General features: G+C 63.7%; 20 protein-coding genes and 1 tRNA gene. 14 read left to right on the forward strand and 7 right to left on the reverse strand.

The window, feature by feature from the left end:
• The 3 genes from folD to U4960_RS00100 are packed head-to-tail and all read left to right on the forward strand — an operon-like array spanning window position 1 to window position 2,310.
• Complete coding sequence (gene folD, locus U4960_RS00090; RefSeq protein WP_324261620.1) at window positions 1-888, forward strand: bifunctional methylenetetrahydrofolate dehydrogenase/methenyltetrahydrofolate cyclohydrolase FolD; 888 nt, start codon at window positions 1-3, stop codon at window positions 886-888.
• Window positions 889-932: 44 nt separating this feature from the next.
• Entirely contained in the window at window positions 933-1,676 is a 744-nt protein-coding gene (locus U4960_RS00095) for a hypothetical protein (protein WP_324261621.1), read from the forward strand.
• 10 nt (window positions 1,677-1,686) lie between these two features.
• Window positions 1,687-2,310 carry a MarC family protein gene (locus U4960_RS00100; RefSeq protein WP_324261622.1) on the forward strand — a complete coding sequence of 208 codons (624 nt, stop codon included), beginning with the start codon at window positions 1,687-1,689 and terminating at the stop codon, window positions 2,308-2,310.
• A gap of 445 nt (window positions 2,311-2,755) precedes the next feature.
• Here the strand turns inward: U4960_RS00100 and U4960_RS00105 are convergent, their stop codons facing one another.
• Both U4960_RS00105 and U4960_RS00110 read right to left on the reverse strand, forming a co-directional pair.
• The gene (locus tag U4960_RS00105) at window positions 2,756-5,284 is read right to left on the reverse strand and encodes a hypothetical protein (protein WP_324261623.1); all 2,529 of its coding nucleotides are present in this window, start codon (window positions 5,282-5,284) and stop codon (window positions 2,756-2,758) included.
• 97 nt (window positions 5,285-5,381) lie between these two features.
• Window positions 5,382-5,969, reverse strand: coding sequence for a hypothetical protein (locus U4960_RS00110; RefSeq protein ID WP_324261624.1), 588 nt, complete (start codon window positions 5,967-5,969; stop codon window positions 5,382-5,384).
• A 236-nt stretch (window positions 5,970-6,205) separates the two neighbouring features.
• Between U4960_RS00110 and U4960_RS00115 the strand changes: the two genes are divergently transcribed.
• Window positions 6,206-6,580 carry a response regulator gene (locus tag U4960_RS00115; RefSeq protein ID WP_324261625.1) on the forward strand — a complete coding sequence of 125 codons (375 nt, stop codon included), beginning with the start codon at window positions 6,206-6,208 and terminating at the stop codon, window positions 6,578-6,580.
• Between the two features lie 458 nt (window positions 6,581-7,038).
• On the opposite strand, the gene U4960_RS00120 is transcribed toward U4960_RS00115, so the two are convergent.
• On the reverse strand, window positions 7,039-7,650 hold the full coding sequence (locus tag U4960_RS00120) for an LON peptidase substrate-binding domain-containing protein (protein WP_324261626.1): 612 nt from the start codon (window positions 7,648-7,650) through the stop codon (window positions 7,039-7,041).
• A gap of 5 nt (window positions 7,651-7,655) precedes the next feature.
• The gene (locus tag U4960_RS00125) at window positions 7,656-8,564 is read right to left on the reverse strand and encodes a tetratricopeptide repeat protein (RefSeq protein WP_324263137.1); all 909 of its coding nucleotides are present in this window, start codon (window positions 8,562-8,564) and stop codon (window positions 7,656-7,658) included.
• Window positions 8,565-8,760: 196 nt separating this feature from the next.
• Here U4960_RS00125 and U4960_RS00130 point away from each other — a divergent pair.
• The 4 genes from U4960_RS00130 to U4960_RS00145 all read left to right on the forward strand — a co-directional run bounded on the left by U4960_RS00130 (window position 8,761) and on the right by U4960_RS00145 (window position 15,504).
• Window positions 8,761-8,835 (forward strand) — tRNA-Gly (locus U4960_RS00130).
• 528 nt (window positions 8,836-9,363) lie between these two features.
• Window positions 9,364-10,332: an AAA family ATPase gene (locus U4960_RS00135; protein ID WP_230281910.1), complete on the forward strand. Its 969-nt coding sequence runs from the start codon at window positions 9,364-9,366 to the stop codon at window positions 10,330-10,332.
• Window positions 10,333-10,335: 3 nt separating this feature from the next.
• The gene (locus tag U4960_RS00140; RefSeq protein ID WP_324261627.1) at window positions 10,336-12,837 is read left to right on the forward strand and encodes a S8 family peptidase; all 2,502 of its coding nucleotides are present in this window, start codon (window positions 10,336-10,338) and stop codon (window positions 12,835-12,837) included.
• A gap of 558 nt (window positions 12,838-13,395) precedes the next feature.
• Entirely contained in the window at window positions 13,396-15,504 is a 2,109-nt protein-coding gene (locus U4960_RS00145; RefSeq protein ID WP_066859801.1) for a ParB/RepB/Spo0J family partition protein, read from the forward strand.
• A 116-nt stretch (window positions 15,505-15,620) separates the two neighbouring features.
• Here the strand turns inward: U4960_RS00145 and U4960_RS00150 are convergent, their stop codons facing one another.
• Together U4960_RS00150 and U4960_RS00155 are read right to left on the reverse strand one after the other, a co-directional pair.
• A complete protein-coding gene (locus U4960_RS00150) occupies window positions 15,621-16,250 on the reverse strand; it encodes a DUF2026 family protein (protein ID WP_324261628.1) in 630 nt (209 codons plus the stop codon).
• Between the two features lie 43 nt (window positions 16,251-16,293).
• A complete protein-coding gene (locus U4960_RS00155) occupies window positions 16,294-16,626 on the reverse strand; it encodes a hypothetical protein (protein ID WP_324261629.1) in 333 nt (110 codons plus the stop codon).
• A 636-nt stretch (window positions 16,627-17,262) separates the two neighbouring features.
• On the opposite strand from U4960_RS00155, the gene U4960_RS00160 reads away from it, so the two are divergent.
• Window positions 17,263-17,562, forward strand: coding sequence for a DUF736 domain-containing protein (locus U4960_RS00160; RefSeq protein WP_230280024.1), 300 nt, complete (start codon window positions 17,263-17,265; stop codon window positions 17,560-17,562).
• Between the two features lie 53 nt (window positions 17,563-17,615).
• Here U4960_RS00160 and U4960_RS00165 read toward each other — a convergent pair whose 3' ends face one another.
• Complete coding sequence (locus tag U4960_RS00165) at window positions 17,616-18,269, reverse strand: abortive infection system antitoxin AbiGi family protein (protein ID WP_324261630.1); 654 nt, start codon at window positions 18,267-18,269, stop codon at window positions 17,616-17,618.
• A gap of 307 nt (window positions 18,270-18,576) precedes the next feature.
• On the opposite strand from U4960_RS00165, the gene U4960_RS00170 reads away from it, so the two are divergent.
• From U4960_RS00170 to U4960_RS00190, 5 genes are all read left to right on the forward strand, one after another.
• On the forward strand, window positions 18,577-19,422 hold the full coding sequence (locus tag U4960_RS00170) for a DUF932 domain-containing protein (RefSeq protein WP_230280022.1): 846 nt from the start codon (window positions 18,577-18,579) through the stop codon (window positions 19,420-19,422).
• Between the two features lie 243 nt (window positions 19,423-19,665).
• Complete coding sequence (locus U4960_RS00175; RefSeq protein ID WP_230280021.1) at window positions 19,666-19,917, forward strand: XRE family transcriptional regulator; 252 nt, start codon at window positions 19,666-19,668, stop codon at window positions 19,915-19,917.
• Between the two features lie 139 nt (window positions 19,918-20,056).
• A complete protein-coding gene (locus tag U4960_RS00180) occupies window positions 20,057-20,320 on the forward strand; it encodes a DUF2285 domain-containing protein (RefSeq protein WP_230280020.1) in 264 nt (87 codons plus the stop codon).
• A 160-nt stretch (window positions 20,321-20,480) separates the two neighbouring features.
• Window positions 20,481-21,257 (forward strand): DUF2285 domain-containing protein, encoded by a 777-nt coding sequence (locus U4960_RS00185; RefSeq protein ID WP_230280019.1) that lies wholly within the window; start codon window positions 20,481-20,483, stop codon window positions 21,255-21,257.
• A 120-nt stretch (window positions 21,258-21,377) separates the two neighbouring features.
• Window positions 21,378-21,644 (forward strand): helix-turn-helix transcriptional regulator, encoded by a 267-nt coding sequence (locus U4960_RS00190; protein ID WP_300116721.1) that lies wholly within the window; start codon window positions 21,378-21,380, stop codon window positions 21,642-21,644.
• Window positions 21,645-21,649: the final 5 nt, after the last annotated feature.

Raw genomic sequence — 21,649 nt, forward strand, 5'->3', positions numbered from 1 at the left:
ATGGCGGAACGGATTGACGGCAAGGCCTTCGCCGCCACCCTGCGGGCGAAGGTCGGCGAACACGCCGCACAGTTCGCAGCGCAAGCGGGCCGCCCGGCTGGCCTCGCGGTGGTGCTGGTGGGCGAGGACCCGGCGAGCCAGGTCTATGTCCGCTCCAAACACAAGGCCACGGTGGAAGCGGGCATGGCGAGCTTCGAGCACCGCCTTCCCGCCGACACCGACGAAGCCACCCTGCTGGCGCTGGTGGCGCAGCTCAATGCCGATCCGGCGGTTGATGGCATCCTCGTCCAGCTGCCGCTGCCCGCAGGAATCGACGAGCAGGCGGTGATCGCCGCGATCAGCCCGGACAAGGATGTGGACGGGTTCCACGTCATCAACGCCGGGCGGCTGTCAGTCGGCCAGCCGGGGTTCGTCCCCTGCACGCCGCTGGGCTGCCTGATGCTGCTCAAGGACCGGCTGGGCGACCTGTCCGGCCTCGAGGCGGTGGTGATCGGCCGCTCCAACATCGTCGGCAAGCCGATGGCGCAGCTGCTGACCGATGCCAACGCCACGGTCACGATCGCGCACAGCCGCACGCGGGACCTGCCCGCCGTGGTCCGCCGGGCCGACATCGTGGTCGCCGCGGTCGGACGGCCGGAAATGATCACCGGGGACTGGATCAAGCCCGGTGCCTGCGTGATCGATGTCGGCATCAACCGCGTTTCGGCGCCGGATTCCGACAAATCGCGGCTGGTGGGCGATGTCGAATTCGACAGCGCCGAGAAAGTCGCCGGATCGATCACCCCGGTTCCCGGCGGGGTCGGGCCGATGACGATTGCGGTGCTGCTGCGGAACGCGCTGGTCGCTGCCTATCGCAACCAGGGGCTGGATGTTCCGGCAGGCCTCTGAGGGTTCCTTCGACAAGGGGCCTGCAAGCCGCTAGGCTGCCCGCCATGCTCAAACCGGTCGCCGCGCTCACCCTTCTCGCCCTGCTTTCCGCCTGCGCCTCAGGCCCTCCGCGCACGCCGACCAAGGTGATCGAGCGCGCCTTGGCCAATGCCGGGACTACCGGCCTCGCTCAGCCCGGCCAGATCGTCGCTGCCGAGAGCGGCTTTGCCCGCACCGCGCGCGAGCAGGGGCAGTGGACCGCGTTCCGCGAATATGCCGCCCCCGGTGCCGTACTGCACGGGGCTGACGGCCCGGCCGATGCGGCGACCCTGCTGCGTGGCCGCGCCAACCCTGCCCAGCCGATGCGCTGGGCCCCGCGCGACGTGTGGATGAGCTGCGATAGCAAGGTGGCGGTTAGCCAGGGCCGCTTCCGTAACGAGGCCGGGCTGGTCGGCAACTACGTGACCGTGTGGCAGCGGCAGGACAAGGGTGACTATCGCTGGAGCTACCACGCCAGCGCGCCCGACGTGCCCCAGCCGCCACCCCGCCCGCAGCAGGCGCGGGGCGAGGACGAAATCGTCGTGCTGGCGATGGAAATGATCAAGGGCCATGTCGCCGACTGCACCGGCCGCCCGGCTGATCCCGGCCCGGCGACCAACCCTGCGCCGCTGGTCAAGGGCACCTCTGCCGATGGCTCGCTCCACTGGCTCGCCCAGCAGCGCGAAGACGGCGCCCGGCGGTTCATCGTGCTGCTGAACAAGGCGGGCGAGTGGGACGAAGTGCTCGATATCGGCTTCAATCCCGGCTAGGGGCGCGGCCATGTTCGAGGTGTTCCTCTCTGCCTTCATCACCCTGTTCGTGGTGATCGATCCGCCCGGCTGCGCGCCGATCTATGCCGGGCTGACCAAGGGCGCGACCGCGCGGCAGGCGCGGGTCATGGCGATCCGGGCGACGCTGATCGCCGGGGTCATCCTGGTCGGCTTCGCGCTGTTCGGCGAGCAACTGCTCGGCGCGCTCCATATCGAGCTCGACAGTTTCCGCATCGCCGGCGGGCTGATGCTGTTCCTGATCGCGCTCGACATGGTGTTCGAGAAGCGCACCCAGCGGCGCGAGGAACGGGCGGAGAAGATCGCCGCGACCCCTGAGGTCGAGGACGTCTCGGTCTTCCCCATGGCGATGCCGATGCTGGCCGGGCCGGGCGCGATTGCCGCGGTCATGCTGCTGCAGAACGAAGCGAGCGGACCGGAAGGCTCGCTGGTGGTGCTCGGTGCCCTGGGCGCGGTGCTGGCGATCACCATGGCCGCCCTGATCGCCGCCGGCCCGCTGATGCGCCTGTTCGGCGACCGGGTCGAGGCGGTCATCACCCGCCTGCTCGGTGTGCTGCTGGCCGCACTGGCGGCGCAATACGTGATCGACGGGCTGAAAGGCAGCTTCGGGATTTGAGCGGACGGGAGCTGTCGGTCAGCTAACGACGCCAAAGCAGCCATTTGAAACAGCCTCCTCTTTCCCGATACCTGCCATCGACTCGCCTCTGTCCTCTTGGACCGTTTGCTGCCTGCCTTCCGCGGCGTGACACACCCATCAAACCGACCTGCGGGAAACAAACTATTGCGGACATCGACCGGCACTCTGTTTAGGAGCCGCGCAAGTCGTTCGAAGTGCCTGGTCCGATGATTTCTTGCCTATGAGAAGCGCTATCAGTTTCACTGCTCCAGTCGGCGCCGTGAGCCGTGCTAAGGGACCGTGGAATCAAGCTTGCTGACGGACCCCGAAAGCGTGAGGCTCGGTCGAATTCTAGCACGAATCAATCGTTCCGTATTTCAAACTCCGGCACCGGCATGGCCTCGTGATGCGTGCTGCCTCTAAAGAAGGTTACAAACCGCTCATTTCAATGTGAGGCACTTTTTCGTCCTTGGTCCAGTCGATTTCTAGTTATTGCTGACCAGAGTCCCCGCATTTGACTGGATTTCAGATCGTTCTGAAGCCACCCGCCCTTTTGCCGGGTCGTCAACTTCTTTAATTCGACAACAGCGCGGCTGGAGCTGATCCGCTCGGCGGATAACTCTTTGTATATGAGATCTGCTTTTTTGCGCCGCCGCACCGCGTCGCCGGAATCAAGAAACGCCTCGATCCACGCGACCAAGGCGCTCCAGCTACCGGATTTTTCCTGCCCCTCTCCACTCTTCTTTTGTTGTGCGAGCTGTTCCAGCAATTGCGCTTCGATCAGGTCGAGAAGGGTCTGCGAGATCTCGCCGCCGGTGATCTCGCGCGCGCGAAGTTCCTTCACGACGTGGCGCACTAGTTCCGCGGAAAGAATTCCGAACTCGCGGAAAGAGGATAGCGTCTCAAGCCCGCGCTGAACCTTGGCTTGATCGTCTCCAAGAGCGTCGGCGCACGCGCGGTGGACGGTCTCCCATGCATGCCAGCGATAGACGAAATCGAGCCCGGTGCCCTTGATGTTCTGCATGCCCATGACGCGGTTCCGGAAGCCGGGAGGGGTTATTCCGGCCAGAGTCCGCACGATCTCCTCGCCCGTAGCATAGTAATCCTGGACTACGACAATCTTGGCTTGGAACCAGCGATGCGCCTGCTCGCGCAATTGCAGGTCGATTTCATCCGGTGCGGCGCTCGATTGCAGGCTGGCTTCAAGGATGCGGTATTCCTGTAATTGCTGGCGCGCAGCTTCGAAATGGTCGGCGATCCCTGTTGCCTCGGCCAAACCACTCGTGCGAAGGAGCTGCGCCACTTCTGCCTCCTGAGCCGAAGAGAGTCGCTCTGTACCTGACTTCCCGCGCGTGCCCCATCCGCCGACGACGATGGCGAGAGATTCGCGCGCACGGCGCATTCTCCTGGCTTTGAAGACGTGTCTGAAGAAAAACCACGCTGATGCCAATGCGATGAACAGAGCAAGTTGAAGTAGAGTGTTGGCATAAAGCGAGCTGAAATAGGTCGCGGCCTGATCCCAGAACAGCGGAACGGCAAGGAAGACCGGGCCAAATGAAAAGAACTGGACGACCTGTGGATCGACTTCACGATCAGGGTTCTGCTTCAGAACCAGGTTCACGCCGATCTTCCTTAGACCATTGGAATAGGCATCGGGAGTGCTGCCACTGCCTTCGTCCCAGTTCCGCAAGGAAGCAAATCGTGCGAAGTTCCAAGTTAGCTTAATCCGCGCCAAGAGCCGCTCAAGGAAGGTTTTCGGCGGGTGTATTTCCGTTATCCCTTCAGCCGAATGCACTTTCACAAGCTTTCCAGTATCGATCGTCGAAAGGATCAGATCGGGAAGCGGCAGCCAGGGTCTCCAATTGCCCTCGCTCGGCTGGAACAGCGGCTCACCGGGAACCTTGGTCGGCGCAAGCTCCGCCATGATGTTGCTCGGCGCGACGGTACGCCCGCGCCAGATTCGGCCGGTCCAGTGCGAAAAACCCTGCCGCTTATCTGAACCCGGATGGCGCCATTCATGGAGCAGGCGCCAGCTACGAAACCCGATCAATTCCCCATGGCGAAGCCTTCCCCCAGACAGAAGTTCGAGCGAGTAGCCCTCTTGGGCGAGCACGCTGAGAACCCGGCCCACTAAGATTTCGTCTTGCGCAGCAGCTTCGGCGAGGCCGGGAACGACAACCACCCGGCCTTCCGCTACCGGCGCGGTAGCCGCGCGGACCCGGGCGGCGAGTGCGCGCGCCTCCGGATCTGCCGCACACCAGATTTGTTCGATGGTCTCGGCCGCCCACCGCCGGAGCTTCGGATCGGTCCCACCCGAATGGATGACGGTCAAATCCTCTCGCAGTTCGGCAGCGAGCATCTGTGCGATGCCTACATCCGACCACGACCATTCGACTGCAACACGGAGTGCCGCTCGCAAGACGAACGGTTCCGCTTCCTGCGCCAGCCGTGATTGCAGTATTCGGGCAGCCCGATCCGTTCCGATCGATTGCGCGAGGAGTGGCAGGCGAACCACCAGCATGGCGCGCACCTTGGGTTCGTTATCCCCCGCTAACTCCTCGCTATTCGTCTTCGCCGCGCCGGGTCGGCGCCACAATTCCCCTGCCACGCACTGGCGAACCGCAGCACTGGGATCGGACGTCGCTTGTCGCAATCTGTCCTCGCATGTCCGGTCAAAAGCCGCCGAACTGGCGACCAGACGAACGATCTCACGGCGGACGAAGAAATCGTCGCCGGGTAGAGGGCTCGTGAGACGCCGCTCGACGATCTCCTCGGCCGATTGCGGCGCAGCCAGAGCGAGAATTCGCAGCGCCTCGCATTGCGCGTCAACGGTCTCGTCCGGCTGTAAGCCAGTACGCTGAGCCTCCCACAGCGCGACCTCACCCGCCTTTGTCTCTTCCTCTGCCTCAGACGCATTCTCGAGCGCGATCCGCAAGCAAGTGAAGCCGGATTCGCGAATGCGGGGGTCACCCATCGCGCCACGCCGCGCGCATCAGGGTCTGGGCCGGTTTCTCCCAACATTCGATCTTCGATATCTTGCTCGGCGCGAGCAAGGTCCGGCGAGATCGTCCTCACAGGCCTGCCTCAAGGCAATTTCCAAACCGGCCCCTCAATTCCTCGTTCTCCATCAGTTGCACGCGGAAATGATAAGCAAGCTCCACATGAACAAAACCGTGAAACCCAGTGGCGCGCAATTGCCTGCCCTGAGCATTCTTGCGCGCGCCCAATTCGCGTACATCGTTCGGGAAAACGGCAACCTGCCAGTCTGGCAGATCGTCACGAACGCAGCGGGCGATCGCGCGCACGGCTGGGGTGGCAGTTTCCGATCCGCTGCTGAGGATCAGGTCGGCGTTCCGCCCGGCTGTGCTTACCCTCCGGTCCGGGTCAAATCCATGAATCTGCACGACGCGTCCCTTCGGGTAAGCCGCGGCGAAGGCCAAGGAGAACGCGGTGAACGGGTTGCGTCGCAGGCGCGCCAAGTCGGTAGTTCCTTCGCAATTCGATTCACCAGCGCGCCGGTGGACACTGTTCCACGCTGCGGCTGCCGCGCCGAGCTCGTTGAAGAGCCGCAAGGTCAGTGCGCCGGTCAGCCGGTCCGCACGGCGGTGAGGCGCGCTGATGAGTAGCGGCGGACCCGCCAACTCCTTCGAGCGGATCATGTATATTCCGCCGCCCCTGCACGCGCCTGATCCGGACATCGCGGAGCACCGCTTACGTCTTGCGGCTGCACGGCCCACCCGCCCGAAGTGGTTCGCCGGAGAGAGTAGCCGCTCTCTTCGAGCAGCAGGCGGGCCTCGGCCCCAGTCCTTCCGCCTTCGATGAGTTCTAGCGCTCGCTGGATGTTCCCGGCGGCCCGCAGGGGCACCCGACGCTCATCTTTCCGCACGGCTTCTAAATGGGCCGAGCCGATTGCGGTCGCGATCAGCCCGGTCGGTCTTACAGGCGCCTCGCTCTCGAAGATTTCGGCGGCTTTGAACTGGCGCACTTCCCGGCGGGTGAAGAGGCTCTGAAGGGACTCGAATCGTCGCGGCCGGATATCATCATCCTCGACTACCGCATGCCGGGCATGAACGGAGCCGAGGTGCTGCGCCGGATCAGGGCGAATCCGTCCTTGAACGACATTCCCGTTGTTTTCATGACCGCGAGCGTCATGCCTCAGCACGTGGAAAGTCTTCTTAGGCTGGGCGCTGCCGAAGTCATAGCGAAGCCCTTCGATCCGCTGACGCTGGCGGAGCGGATCGAGGGCATTTACGAGGCCAGCCGAAAGTAAGGGTGAAGACCTCCCCCGCAATTGCGACAATCACCTGACCCGTTGCGGATTACGACGCGAGTAGGCCTACTGACGGAAGCGATACTCGCGCGGAGCAAGGGGCCCTGGGGCCTTTACTAAAGCCTTCGGCATTGTCGGACCATTGAGACAGAGGCGCGTCTCTCGAAATTTCATCGTGCTTTAGGCGAATTTGGGGGACACGCGTTCGCGTACTCACGGCGCCTCCTGAGCGTCCTTACCGCCTCCAGTCACCGGATTGAGGCAATCAAAATTCCGCTTCCGAGAGCTGCGAAAGAAGACTTGGGAGGGCCGGAACGATGGCGGTTTGCTACTGACATGGCTTCTCGTTCCAGCGTCCGCTTTCTCGCTTTAGTTTCCTAAAAGCGGAAAGGAAGCTTCCCACCCCACTTCCGGTCATTACCTTGCGTGAGGCAGTCACCTGAAACCGGCCTTGCTCCCTACTGCAGCGTAATAATTTCCTCATCGCCATCGCGGTGGCCGAAGAACTGCATCAGCTGGACCAGCAGCTCGCACCGGGCGGCGAGGCTGTCGGCCTCGAGCAGGGCCTGCTTGGCCGCCGCATCGAACGGGGCGATCTGGCTGACGCCGTTGATCAGGGTCTGGTCGTCCAGCCGCTCGACCGACTGCCAGTCGACCTTGTATCCCTGCGCCTCGGCAAAGCGGCGCGCCTCGTGCTCGAACCCGGCGCGCTCGATCGCGGACAGCGATTCCTCCGGATCATCGGGCAGGATTTCCGCCTCGACCTTCCGGAACGGCAGGGTCGTTTCCAGCTCGCGCAGGACCCGGAACCGGCTTTCGCCTTCGAGAACGACATTGAAGCGCCCGTCGCCCAGCATCTCGACATCGCCGATCCGCCCGACACAGCCGACCGTGTACAGCGGCGCGCCCTCTTCCGCGCGCTGCGGCTGGATCATCCCGATCCGCCGGTCACGCGCCAGGGCATCGCTGATCATGGCGCGGTAGCGCGGCTCGAAGATATGGAGCGGCAGGTGCAGGCCGGGGAACAGGATCGCGCCGGTCAGCGGAAAGATGGGAAATCGCTGGGCCATCCGCTCTAGCCGAACAGCACGCGCGACAGCTTGCGCCGGGTGGCGACAACCCATTCGTCTTCCAGCCCCACGGCCTCGAAGATTTGCAGCAGCTTGGTGCGCGCGGCGCCTTCGTTCCACTCGCGGTCCTGCGTCACCATCCGCAGCAGCGTATCTGCCGCCTCGTCCCGCGCGCCCGCAGCATAGGCCGCCTCGGCAAAGGCGAGCTGCTTGTCCATGTCGGCCGGGCTTTCCGCCGCCATGGCGCGCAGGGACTGGAGCTCGCTGTCGTCGACCCGGGTTGCCGCCAGTTCGAGCGCGGTGCGGACCGGCTGGAGCGCGGCATCGGCCTGGATCTCGGGGGGCAGCGCGTCGTAGGCCTGCTGCGCCTCGTCCCCCTGCCCCGCCGCCAGCAGGGCCCGGATCAGCCCGGCATGGGCAGGCACGTTGTCCGGCGCCATCTCAACCACCTGGCCGAAGATCGCCGCCGCGCGGGCACCATCGCCCCCGGCCAGCACTTCCTCGCCCATGGCGATGAACTGCGACACGTCCTGCGCCGGTTCGGCGCCGTCCGCACCGGGCTGGACCGGCAGCTGGGCCAGGATCTGGTCAAGCGTCTGGCGCAGCTGCGATTCGCTGCGGGCATTGGTCAGGTCAGCCACCGGCTGGCCCTGGAACATGGCATAGACGGTGGGGATCGAGCGTACCTGGAACTGGGACGCGATGAACTGGTCCTCATCGACATTGATCTTGGCCAGGACCACGCCCTTGTCGGCATATTCGCCGCAGACCTTTTCCAGCACCGGCGTCAGCGCCTTGCACGGCCCGCACCATTCGGCCCAGAAATCGAGCACCACCAGCTGGGTCATCGAAGGTTCGACCACACTGGTGCGGAACCGGTCGACCGCTTTCTGTTCGTCGAGGCTGAGGCCCATGCTTGCCAAGGTGTGCTCCTGAATGTGTCTGCGCGTGCGTGATTCGGATTGCGCCGGGATGTGCGCCCCAATGTGGGCCTTTGCACGCGATTGTGAAGGGCTTGCGAGCCTGCACATTTTCCCCTTGCCCGGGCACACCGCCACTGCTAATCGCGCGCCTCCCAACCGGAGACACATGTCCCGGTAACGCCAGTGAGCGGGCGTAGCTCAGGGGTAGAGCACAACCTTGCCAAGGTTGGGGTCGAGGGTTCGAATCCCTTCGCCCGCTCCAGTTTTCCATAGCAAGATCATGCAGTTAGGCGGCTTTCACAGCCGCCTTTTTTGCTTACGCGCTCCGTCAGGAACAAAAAGTAAGCAATACGTAAGCAGGAAATGCCCAGGAAATGCGTGGTTCTGGCGTGCTCCCGGCGGAAATAGGCCTATCCTCCATATTTCACGCCCCTCAAGGTTGCTCATTCGGCGTTCTTCCGCGTGCTCTCATCCTGACGCGAAAAGTTGCTTACGCGCCTTTCCGCTCCTGCTTACGCGGAGCTGTTTTTGCTTACGCGAACGATGAAAGGCCCGACGTCAATCTTAGCCGCTCGCTTGTTGCCAGCCGGGGAATGAGGCGCGGCGAGCGTCTCTGGTCCGGCGGCTTTGGAGCCGACCGCCACGAAGGTTTTGCGAATATCGCGCGCCCGCCCCAGCTTGTTCTTCAATTCTTGGAGCGTTTGCGTTATTGAATCAGGAACGATGGGGGAAATGTGTGTGAGAAAGAAATCGAGTAGATTCAGTGTCTAATGCCAAACAGATATTGGCCATGCTGCGCAGTCGAGCGGAAGGCGACGACGAGCAGTTCTATTCGATCGCTTTGCAGGTTGCCGCTGCTGAGGCCCGGCAGGGTCGCAGAGACACCGCAAACGACTTGCGCACGGCTGTCGATACGGCGCGCGCCGCGCGCGGTGTCAGCCCATCAATTCCTATCGTTTTCGCCCGCCCGCGCGGTGATCTTGAAGGTCTCCTCGATCTTCGCGAACCTACGGTGACGCTCGCCGACGTGATCCTCCCGGCCGCAGTCTCGGAACGGCTCGGCAATGCTCTTCTCCAGCAACGTCGACGGGACTGGCTGCGCGAGCATGGCAAGGCCCCTAACCGGCGGCTCCTGTTCGTCGGTCCGCCCGGATCGGGCAAGACCATGACCGCCGAAGCCTTGGCTGGCGAGCTGAAGCTGCCGCTCTTCATCATAAGGCTGGAGACGCTCATTACCCGCTTCATGGGTGAGACCGCCGCCAAGCTCAGGCTTGTGTTCGACGAGACCCTGCGCCGCCGCGCCGTCTATCTGTTCGATGAGTTCGATGCCGTAGGCGGGCATCGCACGGCCTCGAACGACGTTGCCGAGATGCGCCGCGTCCTCAACAGCTTCCTTCAGTTCATGGAGGAAAAGAGCGCCACCGATAGTCCGCTCGTGGCGGCAACCAACCATCCCGAATTGCTCGATAGGGCCTTGCTGCGCCGCTTCGACGACGTGATCGAGTTCGAGCTGCCCTCGGCCGAACAGGTGCGGGCCGTGGTCAAGGCCAACCTCAAGCCGCTGAAATATCCCCGCCTGGCTTGGTCCACCATCGAGAAGGCGGCGCGCGGCCTCAGCCAGGCCGAGATTGCGCGCGCAGCCGACGAAGCCGTCAAGGCCGCGATCCTCGACCAGCGCGACCAGATCGCCACGCCCGACATCATCGCTCGCCTCGCCGAGCGCCAAGCGATGCGCACCGCGTTCTCTGCGAAACACTGACCTGTGGCGCAACACGACCGACCGCATCTCGACATTTCGGGACTGGCTCACAGCGTTGCGTTCAAATCTCCGGGCAGCAATGCCCGGCAGCGCCCGCTCATCCGCATCCGCGAGGACCACGGCCAGCGCTTGATCGCCGAACTCGCTTCGGCCTTTCAACAGGCCGAACAGGCCCGACAGAGGCCGGACGGCGTTGCGCTCCTTCCTCCGCCGGACGGCACTTTCCTTGAAGTGGAGCTGTCGCCGCAAGCCGGCCCGACCACGCTCGAACGCACGCGGGAGAAAACCCGGCAAGGCGCTGTGACCTTCACCGAACAAGGCGCGCGTCGCATCGCCTTGTTCGTGCCCGACGACATGCGCGACACGCTCGAAGCGGTGTTCCAGGATTACACTTTCGGGCCGCTCAACGAGCGCACCGGCTCGCCCAAAGGGAAAACCCGCGTCGAGACGATCGAGCATATCCGCGAAGCGCGCATCCGCACCTTCTGGCGGGACGATCCCGCCGCATTGCCTGAAGACCCTCAAGCGGAAATGTGGTGGTCGCTGTGGTGCTTCCGCGACAGGGTTGACCGCGTTCTCGAAGCCGCCGCCCAGCTTGGGCTCCATGTCGGCGAGGGCGACACCTTCCTGCGCTTTCCCGAAACCATCGTCGTTCCAGTCTATGGTCGCCGTGCCGCGATCGAGTTGTTGCTGTTCGCCACTGGCGGCATTGCCGAGCTGCGGCGCGCCAGCGACAATCCTCATGTTTTCACCCATGACCTGCGCGACGAGGCGCGCGCGTTCATCGAAGACCTTGCCGAACGGACGATCTGGCCCGGCCGCGAGGCGCCGGCCATCTGCCTCCTCGATACCGGCGTCAATCGTGCCCATCCGCTCATCGAGCCCGCCCTGGCGGTCGAAGACCTCTTGAGCGTCGATCCCGCCTGGGGCGGTGACGATCATGCGCCAGGCTCCGGCCACGGCACCGGCATGGCGGGATTGGCGCTGCACGGCGACCTCGTGGCGCCCTTGGCCGATCAGGAACAGCGACGCCTTACCCACCGACTGGAGTCGGTCAAAATCCTGCCGCCCGCAGGTTTTCCCCCAAACGACCCGCACGCTTACGGTCCCATCACCCAAGGCGCCATCGCACGCGCCGAAATCCAGAACCCTGACCGAGCGCGTATGTTCTGCATGGCCGTTACCAATGGTGGACGTAGCGGTGCCGACGCGACTGCATGGAGCGCCGCCATCGACCAGGCCGCGGCCGGCGCCGAATCCGAGGATCAGGAGAACCCGGCGCCCAAGAGGCTCATCGTCCTCGCCGCCGGCAATGTCCCCGACCACGCCGATCCGGCTGAGATCGCGGACACCGATGCCTTTCCGGCCGAAGATCCCTGTCAGGCTTGGAATGCGCTTGCGATCGGCGGCTACACCGAAAAGAGCCAGATCGCGGAAGCCGGCTACGAGGGCTGGACGCCGATGGCGACCGTCGGCGCCGGAAGCCCCTACAGCCGCACCTCCTACCTCTGGCGCTCGGGCCAATCGCCGTTCAAGCCCGACCTCGTGTTCGAGGCAGGCAACCGGGCGATCAGCCCCGCGAAAACTGAAGCGATTGCCGGCCTCGACTCTCTTTCGCTTCTGACCACCGCGCGCGATGTCGGTCAGCGCCCGCTCGACAGCTTCTGGGCGACCAGCGCGGCGACCGCGCAGGCGGCCCGCTTAGCCGCGCAGATCGCGGCAGACCATCCCGACTATTGGCCGGAAACCATCCGGGCGCTGATGGTCCATAGTGCGCGCTGGACCCCGCCCATGACCGAGGCCATCGCTGCCTGCGCGGCCAAGCGCGACAAGGCGGATTGTCTCCGCCGCTATGGTTACGGCCTTCCCGGCCTTGCCCGCGCTCGCGCATCCGCGATCAACGATCTCGCGCTTGTCGCCCAAAGGGAGATTCAGCCCTTCCGCAAGGAGGCGTCAGGCATCCGCTTCAACGAGGCCCATGTCTATCCGCTGCCCTGGCCACGCCAGATTCTCGAAGACCTCGACAATCTGCGTGTGCGGCTGAAGGTGACGCTCTCCTATTTCATCGAGCCCAATCCCAGTTTCGCCACGGCAATCGACCCGGCGCGCTACCAATCCTTCGGCCTTCGCTTTGACTTGAAACGGTCGCGGGAGACCACCGCGAACTTCCTGCGCAGGAACAACGCAGAAGGGCGCGAGGAGAATGACCCGCGGCCGGTGAATGAGAATAATGATGGCTGGCTGTTCGGTGAGCGCGCCATCTCGGCCGGATCGCTGCATGTCGACATCTGGGAAGGCCCGGCCGTCGAGCTTGCCGCCCGGAACATGCTTTATATCCACCCGATCACCGGCTGGTGGCGGGAGCGAACCGGGCTCAAGCGCTTCAACGACAGAGCACGTTACGCCTTGATCGTCAGCCTTGAGACGCCGGAAGCGGAAGTCGATCTCTATACTCCGATCGAAACGGCCATCCCGACACTGATCGGCGTCGAAATCGAAGGATAACGCGAAAAGCGGAGCCGTCCCGTGCCGACGAATGCACGGATTCAGCAGAGCTTGCCGACATACCGCCGGTGCCTTTTGTTTTCCGGGCAGGTTGAATGGCTTGCGGGGGAAGGCCTTCCCCTGCTGCCGAGCCCCAGCGGGTCTCGCCAGACCCCTTCGAGCGGGGACACCCCGCAACGCCCCTGAGCAGAACGCGGGGATCTGGTGAGCGCACTCTGGCGGCTAAGGCCGCCCAGGGTTCGCGCGTATTTCTCGGCCCGCGTGGCACTCTTGCTCTGGTCGGGGGCGCGGCAACGGCTGGCCCCCAGTGTCCGCGCGCACGCCGCCGCGCCGGCTGTCCGCCGCAAGGGTGCGTCTCTTTGTGGCGCCGCAAGCGGCCCGGTGCTTGGGGCGCTGCCCCTGGCGCACTTCGGAACGTCTTCCGCCCAGCTTCCTGCGCTTCGCTCCGTGCAGCCGGTTCCCCGCGAAGCCGTCCCTCCGTTTGCACCCCCGGTCTCGCCGACGGGCAGGGTTTCAGCGCGGCGCTTCCCGCTGCGCGGAAACCCAAGGAGTAGGAAGATGACCAAGATTGTTCAGATCGAAACCAGTGCCGCCGAGCCGGTGTCGGGCATCGAGATTTTCGTGCCCCTCAACAAGCTCAAGAAGTCGCCGAAGAATGCGCGAAAGGTGCCGCACGGCGAGGCAGCGATCGAGGCGCTGGCGGCGTCCATCCAGCACAAGGGGATGATCCAGAACCTTGTCGTGGAACCGGAGACGAAGGACGGCGTGCCGACCGGCTGCTATTTCGTCACCGCTGGCGAGGGCCGGAGGCTGGCGCAGTTGCTGCGCGCCAAGCGCAAGCAGATCAAACGGACGCAGCCCATCCGCTGCTATCTCGACACCGAGAACGACGCGGCGGAGATCAGCCTTGACGAGAATGTCACCCGGACGCCGATGCACCCCGCCGACCAGTTCGAGCGGTTCCATGAACTGTCCCGCGACAAGGGATGGGGTGCGGAGGAAATCGGTGCGCGGTTCGGCGTGTCCCCTGATGTGGTGAAGCGGCGGCTGCGTCTCGGTGCGATCAGCCCGAAGCTGATGGATGTGTATCGGCAAGACGGCCTTACGCTCGACCAACTGGCCGCGTTCACCATCACCGACGACCATGCCCGGCAGGAGCAGGTCTTCGAGAACCTGTCATGGAACAAGGAGCCGTGGATCATCCGGCGCGATCTTACCGCAAGCAATATCCCGGCGACTGACCGGCGGGCGGTGTTTATCGGGGCGGACGCCTATGTCGAGGCGGGCGGCACGATCATCCGTGACCTGTTCACCGAGGATGACGGTGGTTTCTTCGAGGATGCAGGCTTGCTCGATACGCTTGTGGTGGAGCGGTTGCGCGAGATCGCCGGGGAGGTTCTGGCCGAGGGCTGGAAATGGGGCGAGGTCAGCATCGACTTCCCCCACGGTCATGGGATGCGGCGTTATTATCCGCAGCATATCGCCCTGTCCGATAAGGACGAGGTGCGGCTGTCGGAGGCAGCGGAAGCCCATGATGCGCTGATCGAAGGCTATGACTCTTATGAGGACATGCCCGAGGCCGTGGCGGCGAAGGCGCAGGCGTTGAGCGACGAGATCGATGCGCTCTGCGCCAAGCGTTCTGCCTATGATCCTGCGGTGATCGAGCGTGGCGGCGTTTTCGTTTCGCTCGGCTCCACCGGCGAGGTGAAGATCGAGCGCGGTTATGTCCGTGCCGAGGACGAGCCGCAGCCGGAAGCGGACCCGGAGGACGACAGCGACGGCATCCGTGTGGAGGACGGCGGAGCCAACGAACACGACGAGGATGCGGACGAAGAAGTGGAATTGGGGGAGGCCGACGCGGGCAAGCCCATTTCCGACAGCCTCATTCGTGACCTCACGGCGCATCGGACGCTCGGCCTTCGTCTGGCCCTTGGCGAGCAGCCCGACATGGCGATGGTCGCGTTGACCCACGCGCTGGTGCTGGACCTGTTCTATCATGGGTTCGGCAAGTCCTGTCTCACCGTCACCGCCAAGAGCGAAGACCTCACCACCCACGCCGAGGGCATCGCGAACACCGAGGCGGGCGAGGCGCTGGCGGCGCGGCATGACCAGTGGGGCGAGCAGCTTCCGGGTGAGACGGCGGACCTGTGGTCGTTTCTCGCCGGGCTGGACGCCGAAAGCCGCACCGCATTGCTGGCGCATTGCGTGTCGCTCACCGTCAATGCGGTGAAGGTGCCGTGGGAACGTCCCGTCACCCGCATCGAGGCGGCGGACGGGCTGGCGCAGGCCATCGGGCTCGACATGACGGCGACGTGGACCGCGAACACGCGTAGCTATTTCGGGCGCGTCACCAAGGCTCATATCGCGCAGGCGGTGAGCGAGGCCATCTCCCCGGAGGCAGCGGAGCGCATCCAGCCGTTGAAGAAGGAAGCAATGGCCGACGAGGCGGAGCGGCTTGTCGCCGGAACGGGATGGTTGCCAACTGTGTTGCAAACCGTCGAGCCGGAAGCCGAAGCGCCGGAGGCCGTGGAGGTGAAGGAGGAGGATTTCGAGACGGACGCGCAGCCGTCCGAAGCGGAGGCCCCCAATACCGAAGCGCAGGACGGCGGGGATATGGTGGAGCCGTTGGAAGGCGAGCAGTCGCACTATGCGGTAGCCGCTGAATAGGTGACGGGCCGGGGCTGCTATGGCGGTCCCGGCCTTACCTTTGACGAGAGGCCGAAAAATGCGGCCGCGCCCTGACCGGGCGCGGCCGTTCTTGTTTCATAGGCGGGGTTGAATGCCTACCAAGCTCCGCGCGCTATTGTGGGGGGTAATGTGAGATGCCGCACGATTCCGTCGTTGCTGCCCATGCTGATCGTCGGCCGCTGCTTCCCGCGCCGGCTCCCGAACCACGCCTCGGCTATGCCCAACAGGTCGGTATTGATCGGGCGGCTCAGGAAATGGTCGATCAATTCCTCGCTCAGATCGGGATCAGGAAAGACCATATAGTCGCCCGTAGCCTGTAAATCGTCCAGGCTCTGCTTGTCGTCCTCAAGGCGTTTCTGGAACATCTTGCGCGGGAGCACGACATCGGGTTGGGCAATGGCGAACGACTCAGCGTAGATCGGCGCCATAAAGTCGATGACATGATCTTTCGTCTGCACCCACATATGGAAGCCATCGTTGCCCCAACTGAACTTACCGCCCTCATCCTTGCCATAGAAGATGCACTTGGGAGCATCATCGACACAGAGCGCGAATCCGCCCGCAACCGCCGTGGCGGCAATTCCGTAGTGCTTATTCAACAGATACGACCCGACGATCGAGAAGAACGTGCAACCACGTTCAACATTCCCCTCATCTTTGATGACGCCATGAATAATCTGATGGACCCGGTTATATTCGGGCATTGGCAGAACAAATTTGCTCATGGACACTCCGCAGTCACATCGGCCGAGCCTTGATTGCCTTGGATCAACCGAACAAGCCAGGCAGCAACGGCAGGGGCTCGCCGCGTGCCGCGCGGGCCGCATTACCTGCGGAGGCTACCGTCACCCATTCCACGCGCCAGTCGAGCCGTAGCACATCGGCAGCACCGTCGCGCTGAATCTGCGCGATGCCTGCGCCTTCCTCACTGACAACGAAACGGCAAGCGTTGTCGTCGACATAAGCGGCTTCGATCAGCGTGCCGTCCGAAACGCTGATCCAACAACGGCCAGCAGCCCCTGGTGGCACCGCTAACTCCGCCTCGATGTCCCCCGTCACTTTCAATCTGGCACGGTCTTCGCCGCGGATCATCACGCTCATACGCCGTTCCTCACACTGTCGATTCGGAGAGTGGCAATGTGGAACAAATAAGGAACAATATGCAAGGGTATTGCGGCAAGACGCGGCGTGGATTGCCATCGGTCAGGGCGTAGCGGCCGACGCTCGCCCTATAGGTGCAAGGCGGGTAGGCCGACGAGCGGCTTCAATCCGAGCCTGTTTCCCAGCGCGTCATCCTCGCTGGTTTCCCGGCAGCGCAGTGCCACCGTCCACAGATGTCGCTATCGGGCGGAAACTGGGGCCAGCGTGGTTTCTCTTCACCTTGTTCCATGCTCTCTCTGCATCAGCCAATCAGGGCATGATTACCGGGATCGCCGCACGTGGAAGCGCCCGATTGCCTCACCACATTGTTAGTCCCGAGATCCTCCACGACACGACCGCCACACGGCCTCTCGAAAGGCTTGTCTGGCCGAGGTTCGCCCGCCTTCCCGCAACAGCAGCGGGCGGCTTTTTTCCGCCGCCGGGCGAGCCCGGCTTTGCATCGCGAAGCAAAAAAGCCGCCCGCTGCCGCCAGCCACTGCGTTCTGTCCTTCGGATGCAGGTCGGTCATCCCCCGTCCGGGCGACAGCCATCGAGGCCGCAATGGGTGCGGTCCCGAGGCAAGAAAGGACTGACGACATGATCCGCGGCATCTTCACCACCACTGAGAATGGCTACACCGGCGAAATACGCTCCTTCGGAGTCCGTGAGCAGGTTGAATTGCGCCGGGTTGAAGGCAAGGACAACGACAAGGCGCCTGACTTTCGCATCCATCCAGTCGACGACGATCGCATCGACTTCGGCGCTGCATGGGCGAAGACAAGCAAGGAGAACAGGGCTTACGTCTCGTTCAAGCTGACCCTCCTTGGTGGCACGCCGGTCTATCTCAGGCTGTTCAAGGACGAAACGAGCGGCACTTACGAGCTGGTTTCCGACTGATCCTATAGCGCCCCGACCATCCAACGGAGCGGGGCGCTACACTCTCGGCCATCTCACGGGAACAGGACGCTATTGACCTGCTCTAAGCTCCAATAGGGATCAATGAATGGACATTTATAGCTGGGTCCGAGCTGCTCCTGTTCTGCATCCTCGAAAAAAGCCTTGGCAGCATCGTGCAGGCCTTCAGGAATAATGAGAAATGCTGGATCGGATTCCTCGAAACTGAGGTCGCCAACGATCCGCCATTCGCGTTCCCATTCGAAGAAATAAGAGGCGCTGCCGTATAATCCCGGCTGATCGACAAAGGGCGCGATCTTCCAGACAGGACTTTCGGGGTCGCCGACCGATTCTTGTATCATCGCTCGCAGCGCCAGTGCGTGCGGCGTATCTTGATACGCATACATGATCGGTCCGCCGGCTCGTGCGACGATGAAATCTTTTCGAAATCCGATGCCATAAGACCCTCGCTTGTCTGCGAGGCGTTTGAGTTGATGAAGCGGCACCTCGCTAAAACACACGCATTTCGGGGATTCGGCGTAATTCTTTCCGCTTCCGAAGCGATTGCGTGCCTCAACCCTCCTCTCAGAAAGAATAGATATTGAATTGTCATATTCACTCTGATGGGCGGACTTTTTTGTGAAATGAACTACGAACGGAGACATATCGTGCCAATCTGGATGTGTTGACCCGACTAATTTCTGCGTCACTCTTCGTGCCCCCCTTGGCCTGGCAATCTACGCGACCCTTGTATCTTGATCCGGCCGACATCGAGAGAATGCAAGTCGCCTAGTAACTCGATCGAATGCGCCGCTCGCGCGGCGCCGTGCTTGGGGCTCTGCCCCCGGCGCACTCCAAGCGGCTTCCGCCCAGCTTCCTCCACGCAGCAGCCGCGTTCCGTGCAGCCGGTTCCCCGCGAAGCCGCGTTCCGTTTGCACCCCCGGTCTCGCCGACGGGCAGGGTTTCAGCGCGGCGCTTCCGCTGCGCGGAAACCCAAGCCCAATGAAAGGAAGACCCATGACCATCCACCACCTTGCTACCCGGTTCGGCCGCAACAGTCATCAGATCGGCGGTTATGAGCCGCTCGACAATGAGGCGCTGTATCGCCACGTCCCGTCCATCTTCGCCCGCGAGGCGCACGACAGCCGTTCCGAGCGGTATGTCTATGTCCCCACCATCGACATCGTTGAGGGGTTGCGCCGGGAAGGATGGTTCCCGTTCTTCGCCGTGCAGTCCGTCCCCCGCGACGGCAGCCGCCACGGCCACGCCAAGCACATGCTGCGCCTGCGCCGGGATGAGGGTATCGGCAAGCCCGAGGCGGCCGAGGTCATCATCGTGAACAGCCACGATGGCACCAGCGCATATCAGATGTTCGCCGGTATGCTGCGTTTCGTCTGCACCAACAGCATGATTGCAGGCGAGCGGTTCGAGGAGGTCCGCGTGCCGCACAAGGGCAATATCGAGCACGACATTATCGAGGGCGTTTACACCGTGGCCGAGGACTTCCCCCGGCTGATCGACGCCAGCGCGGCAATGAAGGAGGTTCGGTTGTCCGAGGTTGAGCAGCGCTTGCTTGGCGAGGTCAGCCTTGTCGCCCGCTATGGCGACGATGAAAGCCCGCTCACCCCCGAGCAGATCATCGCGCCGCGCCGCTACGAGGATCGGGGCGATAGCCTGTGGACCACGTTCAACGTGATACAGGAGAACGTCATTCGGGGCGGATTGCATGGCCACAAGCACAATGCCGAGGGCCGTATCCGCCGCAGCCGTTCGCGCCCGATCAACGGCATCGACCAGAATGTGACGCTCAATCGCGCGCTCTGGACACTGGCCGAGGGGATGCAGCGCCTCAAGACGGGTTAACCGTTTCAAGCCGCAGGGCTGGACCGTCCGGCCCTGCGGTTTCGCTTTTACCGTCCGCATGACGCTGCCGACCCGCTCCCCGGATCGGCGGCGGCCGCGCTTCCCAATGGTCCGCGCGGCCGCTGAAAGAGGCGCGCTCGCCGGGCGTTCGCCCGGCTCGCGGTGTCTGATGCCACTATGCCAAGACGACTATAATAGTCGTTTTGATGGCGTATAGCGCCGGGCTCGTGAACGTGACCGCGCATGATTACTTCCCGCCAGGTGCGGGCCGCACGCGCGCTTCTCAATTGGACCCAGGAGATGCTTGCCGACGAGGCCCTTGTTGCGTTGACCGCGCTGAAACGCCTCGAATCCGAGAATAACCTGCCCGTGCGCGAAGATACGCGCCATCAGGTGGTCAAGGCGCTGGAGGAGGCGGGCATCGTCTTCCTTGATTCGGAACGCGGCGAAGGCGTTATGTTGGTGCGCGGTGCGGTGGAGAAATCGCGGAAGTAATGGGCGCCGATGCTCGCCCGGCTATACTCTCCGCGTCATCCGGCCATAGCGTGGATGGCGTGATTACTTCGGTCCATTGTGGTGTATAAGCCATCAATCTGCGGGCGCACGGAGCAATAGCTGAAGGCGGAACGAGGCGATGGCGATAGCCGCTTTCGAGGACCGTGCACCCGACGCACCGCACGTCACCGACTATGACGAACGCCATGTCCGCACCTACTGGCGGCTGCTTGATGCGGCGGACGAAAACGCCGACTGGCGCGAGGCCGTGCGGATCATTTTCGGGATTGAACCCGAGGCTGAACCCGAACGCGCCCGCCTTGTGCATGATTCCCATCTCGCGCGCGCCCGATGGATGACTGAGACCGGCTATCGCCATTACATGCGGCCGCCCCAACTGTAGGTGCGGGCCGGGGTCACACAGTCGAAAATGCGGAAACCTCGTCAAATCGCTGACTTTAATCCGCTATGCGCCTCTCCGCCCGGCAGGGCTTCTCGACGCTCGCACGGCTGAGAACATTCCCTGACGCGCTCCATAGAGAGCCACGCTTGGGAGGATTGCCGTGCCGCCTGAGAGGGACTGGCGCGCGCCCCCGGACGAAGCCGGGGACGAGGCGCTGCAATATTCCGACATCGCCATCGGCTATCTCAGCCGCAATGCCCGCTATCGCGCTGACTATACCCGCGCGCTCGGCCACGTGAAACGCGGCGCGACCACCGCCGACGAGGCGACCGCCGCCCTGGTGAACCGCTGGGGCATCAGCTACCACGCCGCGCCTGGCGCAGCCTTCGACCGCAAGCTGGCGGTCGCGCGCCCCGACCTGTCACCGGCCAGCATCATCATAGCGCCAGTGCTCGCCGGCCTCGGCGCCAGCCCCCTCGACATGGAGGCGCTGGGCGACATTCGCGCGCAGATTAGGATGGGCGACTTCCTGCATGTCATCCTCGCCGATCCTGATGGCGACGAACATCTGTGCGTGTGCGGTTCGTGCCGCCGCCCAATGGCGGTGATGCTGCCGATCGAGCTCGATCCCCTCGCGCGCCTCGCGTCCGCCGAGCGCCTGTGCCGCCGCCTCAGCGGCATGGCGGCCGGCCCACCGGCGCTGCGTCCCCCGCCCTTCCGGCGCGAACATCTCCTCACCCTGCTGCAAGTGCTCGACGGCCGCCGCGCCGGCGCCAGCCAGCGCGAGTTGGCCGCCTCTCTGATCCATCCCAAGGTTCGCCGTTACACTCCCACCAAATGGACGGACAGCGCTGAGCGCAAGTGCATCAGGCGCTGGCTCAAGGAAGCCATCGAACTGCGCGATGGTGGCTACATCCGGTTGCTGCGCGGCGGCTGAGGGGGACATTCCCAACCCAGTCTCCGGCGTCCCCTTCTCCGCATAGGGGGCATTTCGCCACCATTCCCTTCTGTCCGCCGAACCCCTTTTTCGGGGCCGGCCATCACCAGGAGGATCATCATGGCCGAGCCTGTCGCCGCCACAACGCCACGCTATCTCAAGACGCCCGACGCGGCGATCCATCTCGGCCTCTCGGCCCGCACGCTGGAAAAGCATCGCTGCTACGGCACCGGCCCGGTGTTCCGCAGGCTCGGCGGCCGGATCGTCTATGCAATCGACGACCTCGACGCCTGGGCCGCGCTCGGCACCCGCCGTTCGACCTCCGATCCGGGCAGCGGCGTCGTCCATCCCGCCAAGCGCTTGCCCACCGATTGCGTGCGCCGCTGAGCACC

This window comes from Altererythrobacter sp. H2 (assembly GCF_035319885.1).
GTDB lineage: Bacteria > Pseudomonadota > Alphaproteobacteria > Sphingomonadales > Sphingomonadaceae > 34-65-8.

Excerpts from the sequence above, each read along its gene's own strand:
- U4960_RS00190 (WP_300116721.1), top strand. The coding sequence starts at position 21,378 with ATGGCCGAGCCTGTCGCCGCCACAACGCCACGCTATCTCAAGACGCCC.
- U4960_RS00150 (WP_324261628.1), bottom strand. The coding sequence starts at position 16,250 with ATGAGCAAATTTGTTCTGCCAATGCCCGAATATAACCGGGTCCATCAG.
- U4960_RS00145 (WP_066859801.1), top strand. The coding sequence starts at position 13,396 with ATGACCAAGATTGTTCAGATCGAAACCAGTGCCGCCGAGCCGGTGTCG.
- U4960_RS00110 (WP_324261624.1), bottom strand. The coding sequence starts at position 5,969 with ATGATCCGCTCGAAGGAGTTGGCGGGTCCGCCGCTACTCATCAGCGCG.
- U4960_RS00125 (WP_324263137.1), bottom strand. The coding sequence starts at position 8,564 with ATGGGCCTCAGCCTCGACGAACAGAAAGCGGTCGACCGGTTCCGCACC.
- U4960_RS00095 (WP_324261621.1), top strand. The coding sequence starts at position 933 with ATGCTCAAACCGGTCGCCGCGCTCACCCTTCTCGCCCTGCTTTCCGCC.
- U4960_RS00175 (WP_230280021.1), top strand. The coding sequence starts at position 19,666 with ATGATTACTTCCCGCCAGGTGCGGGCCGCACGCGCGCTTCTCAATTGG.
- U4960_RS00155 (WP_324261629.1), bottom strand. The coding sequence starts at position 16,626 with ATGAGCGTGATGATCCGCGGCGAAGACCGTGCCAGATTGAAAGTGACG.
- U4960_RS00100 (WP_324261622.1), top strand. The coding sequence starts at position 1,687 with ATGTTCGAGGTGTTCCTCTCTGCCTTCATCACCCTGTTCGTGGTGATC.
- folD (WP_324261620.1), top strand. The coding sequence starts at position 1 with ATGGCGGAACGGATTGACGGCAAGGCCTTCGCCGCCACCCTGCGGGCG.
- U4960_RS00105 (WP_324261623.1), bottom strand. The coding sequence starts at position 5,284 with ATGGGTGACCCCCGCATTCGCGAATCCGGCTTCACTTGCTTGCGGATC.
- U4960_RS00160 (WP_230280024.1), top strand. The coding sequence starts at position 17,263 with ATGATCCGCGGCATCTTCACCACCACTGAGAATGGCTACACCGGCGAA.
- U4960_RS00135 (WP_230281910.1), top strand. The coding sequence starts at position 9,364 with ATGCTGCGCAGTCGAGCGGAAGGCGACGACGAGCAGTTCTATTCGATC.
- U4960_RS00120 (WP_324261626.1), bottom strand. The coding sequence starts at position 7,650 with ATGGCCCAGCGATTTCCCATCTTTCCGCTGACCGGCGCGATCCTGTTC.
- U4960_RS00180 (WP_230280020.1), top strand. The coding sequence starts at position 20,057 with ATGGCGATAGCCGCTTTCGAGGACCGTGCACCCGACGCACCGCACGTC.
- U4960_RS00115 (WP_324261625.1), top strand. The coding sequence starts at position 6,206 with ATGGGCCGAGCCGATTGCGGTCGCGATCAGCCCGGTCGGTCTTACAGG.
- U4960_RS00170 (WP_230280022.1), top strand. The coding sequence starts at position 18,577 with ATGACCATCCACCACCTTGCTACCCGGTTCGGCCGCAACAGTCATCAG.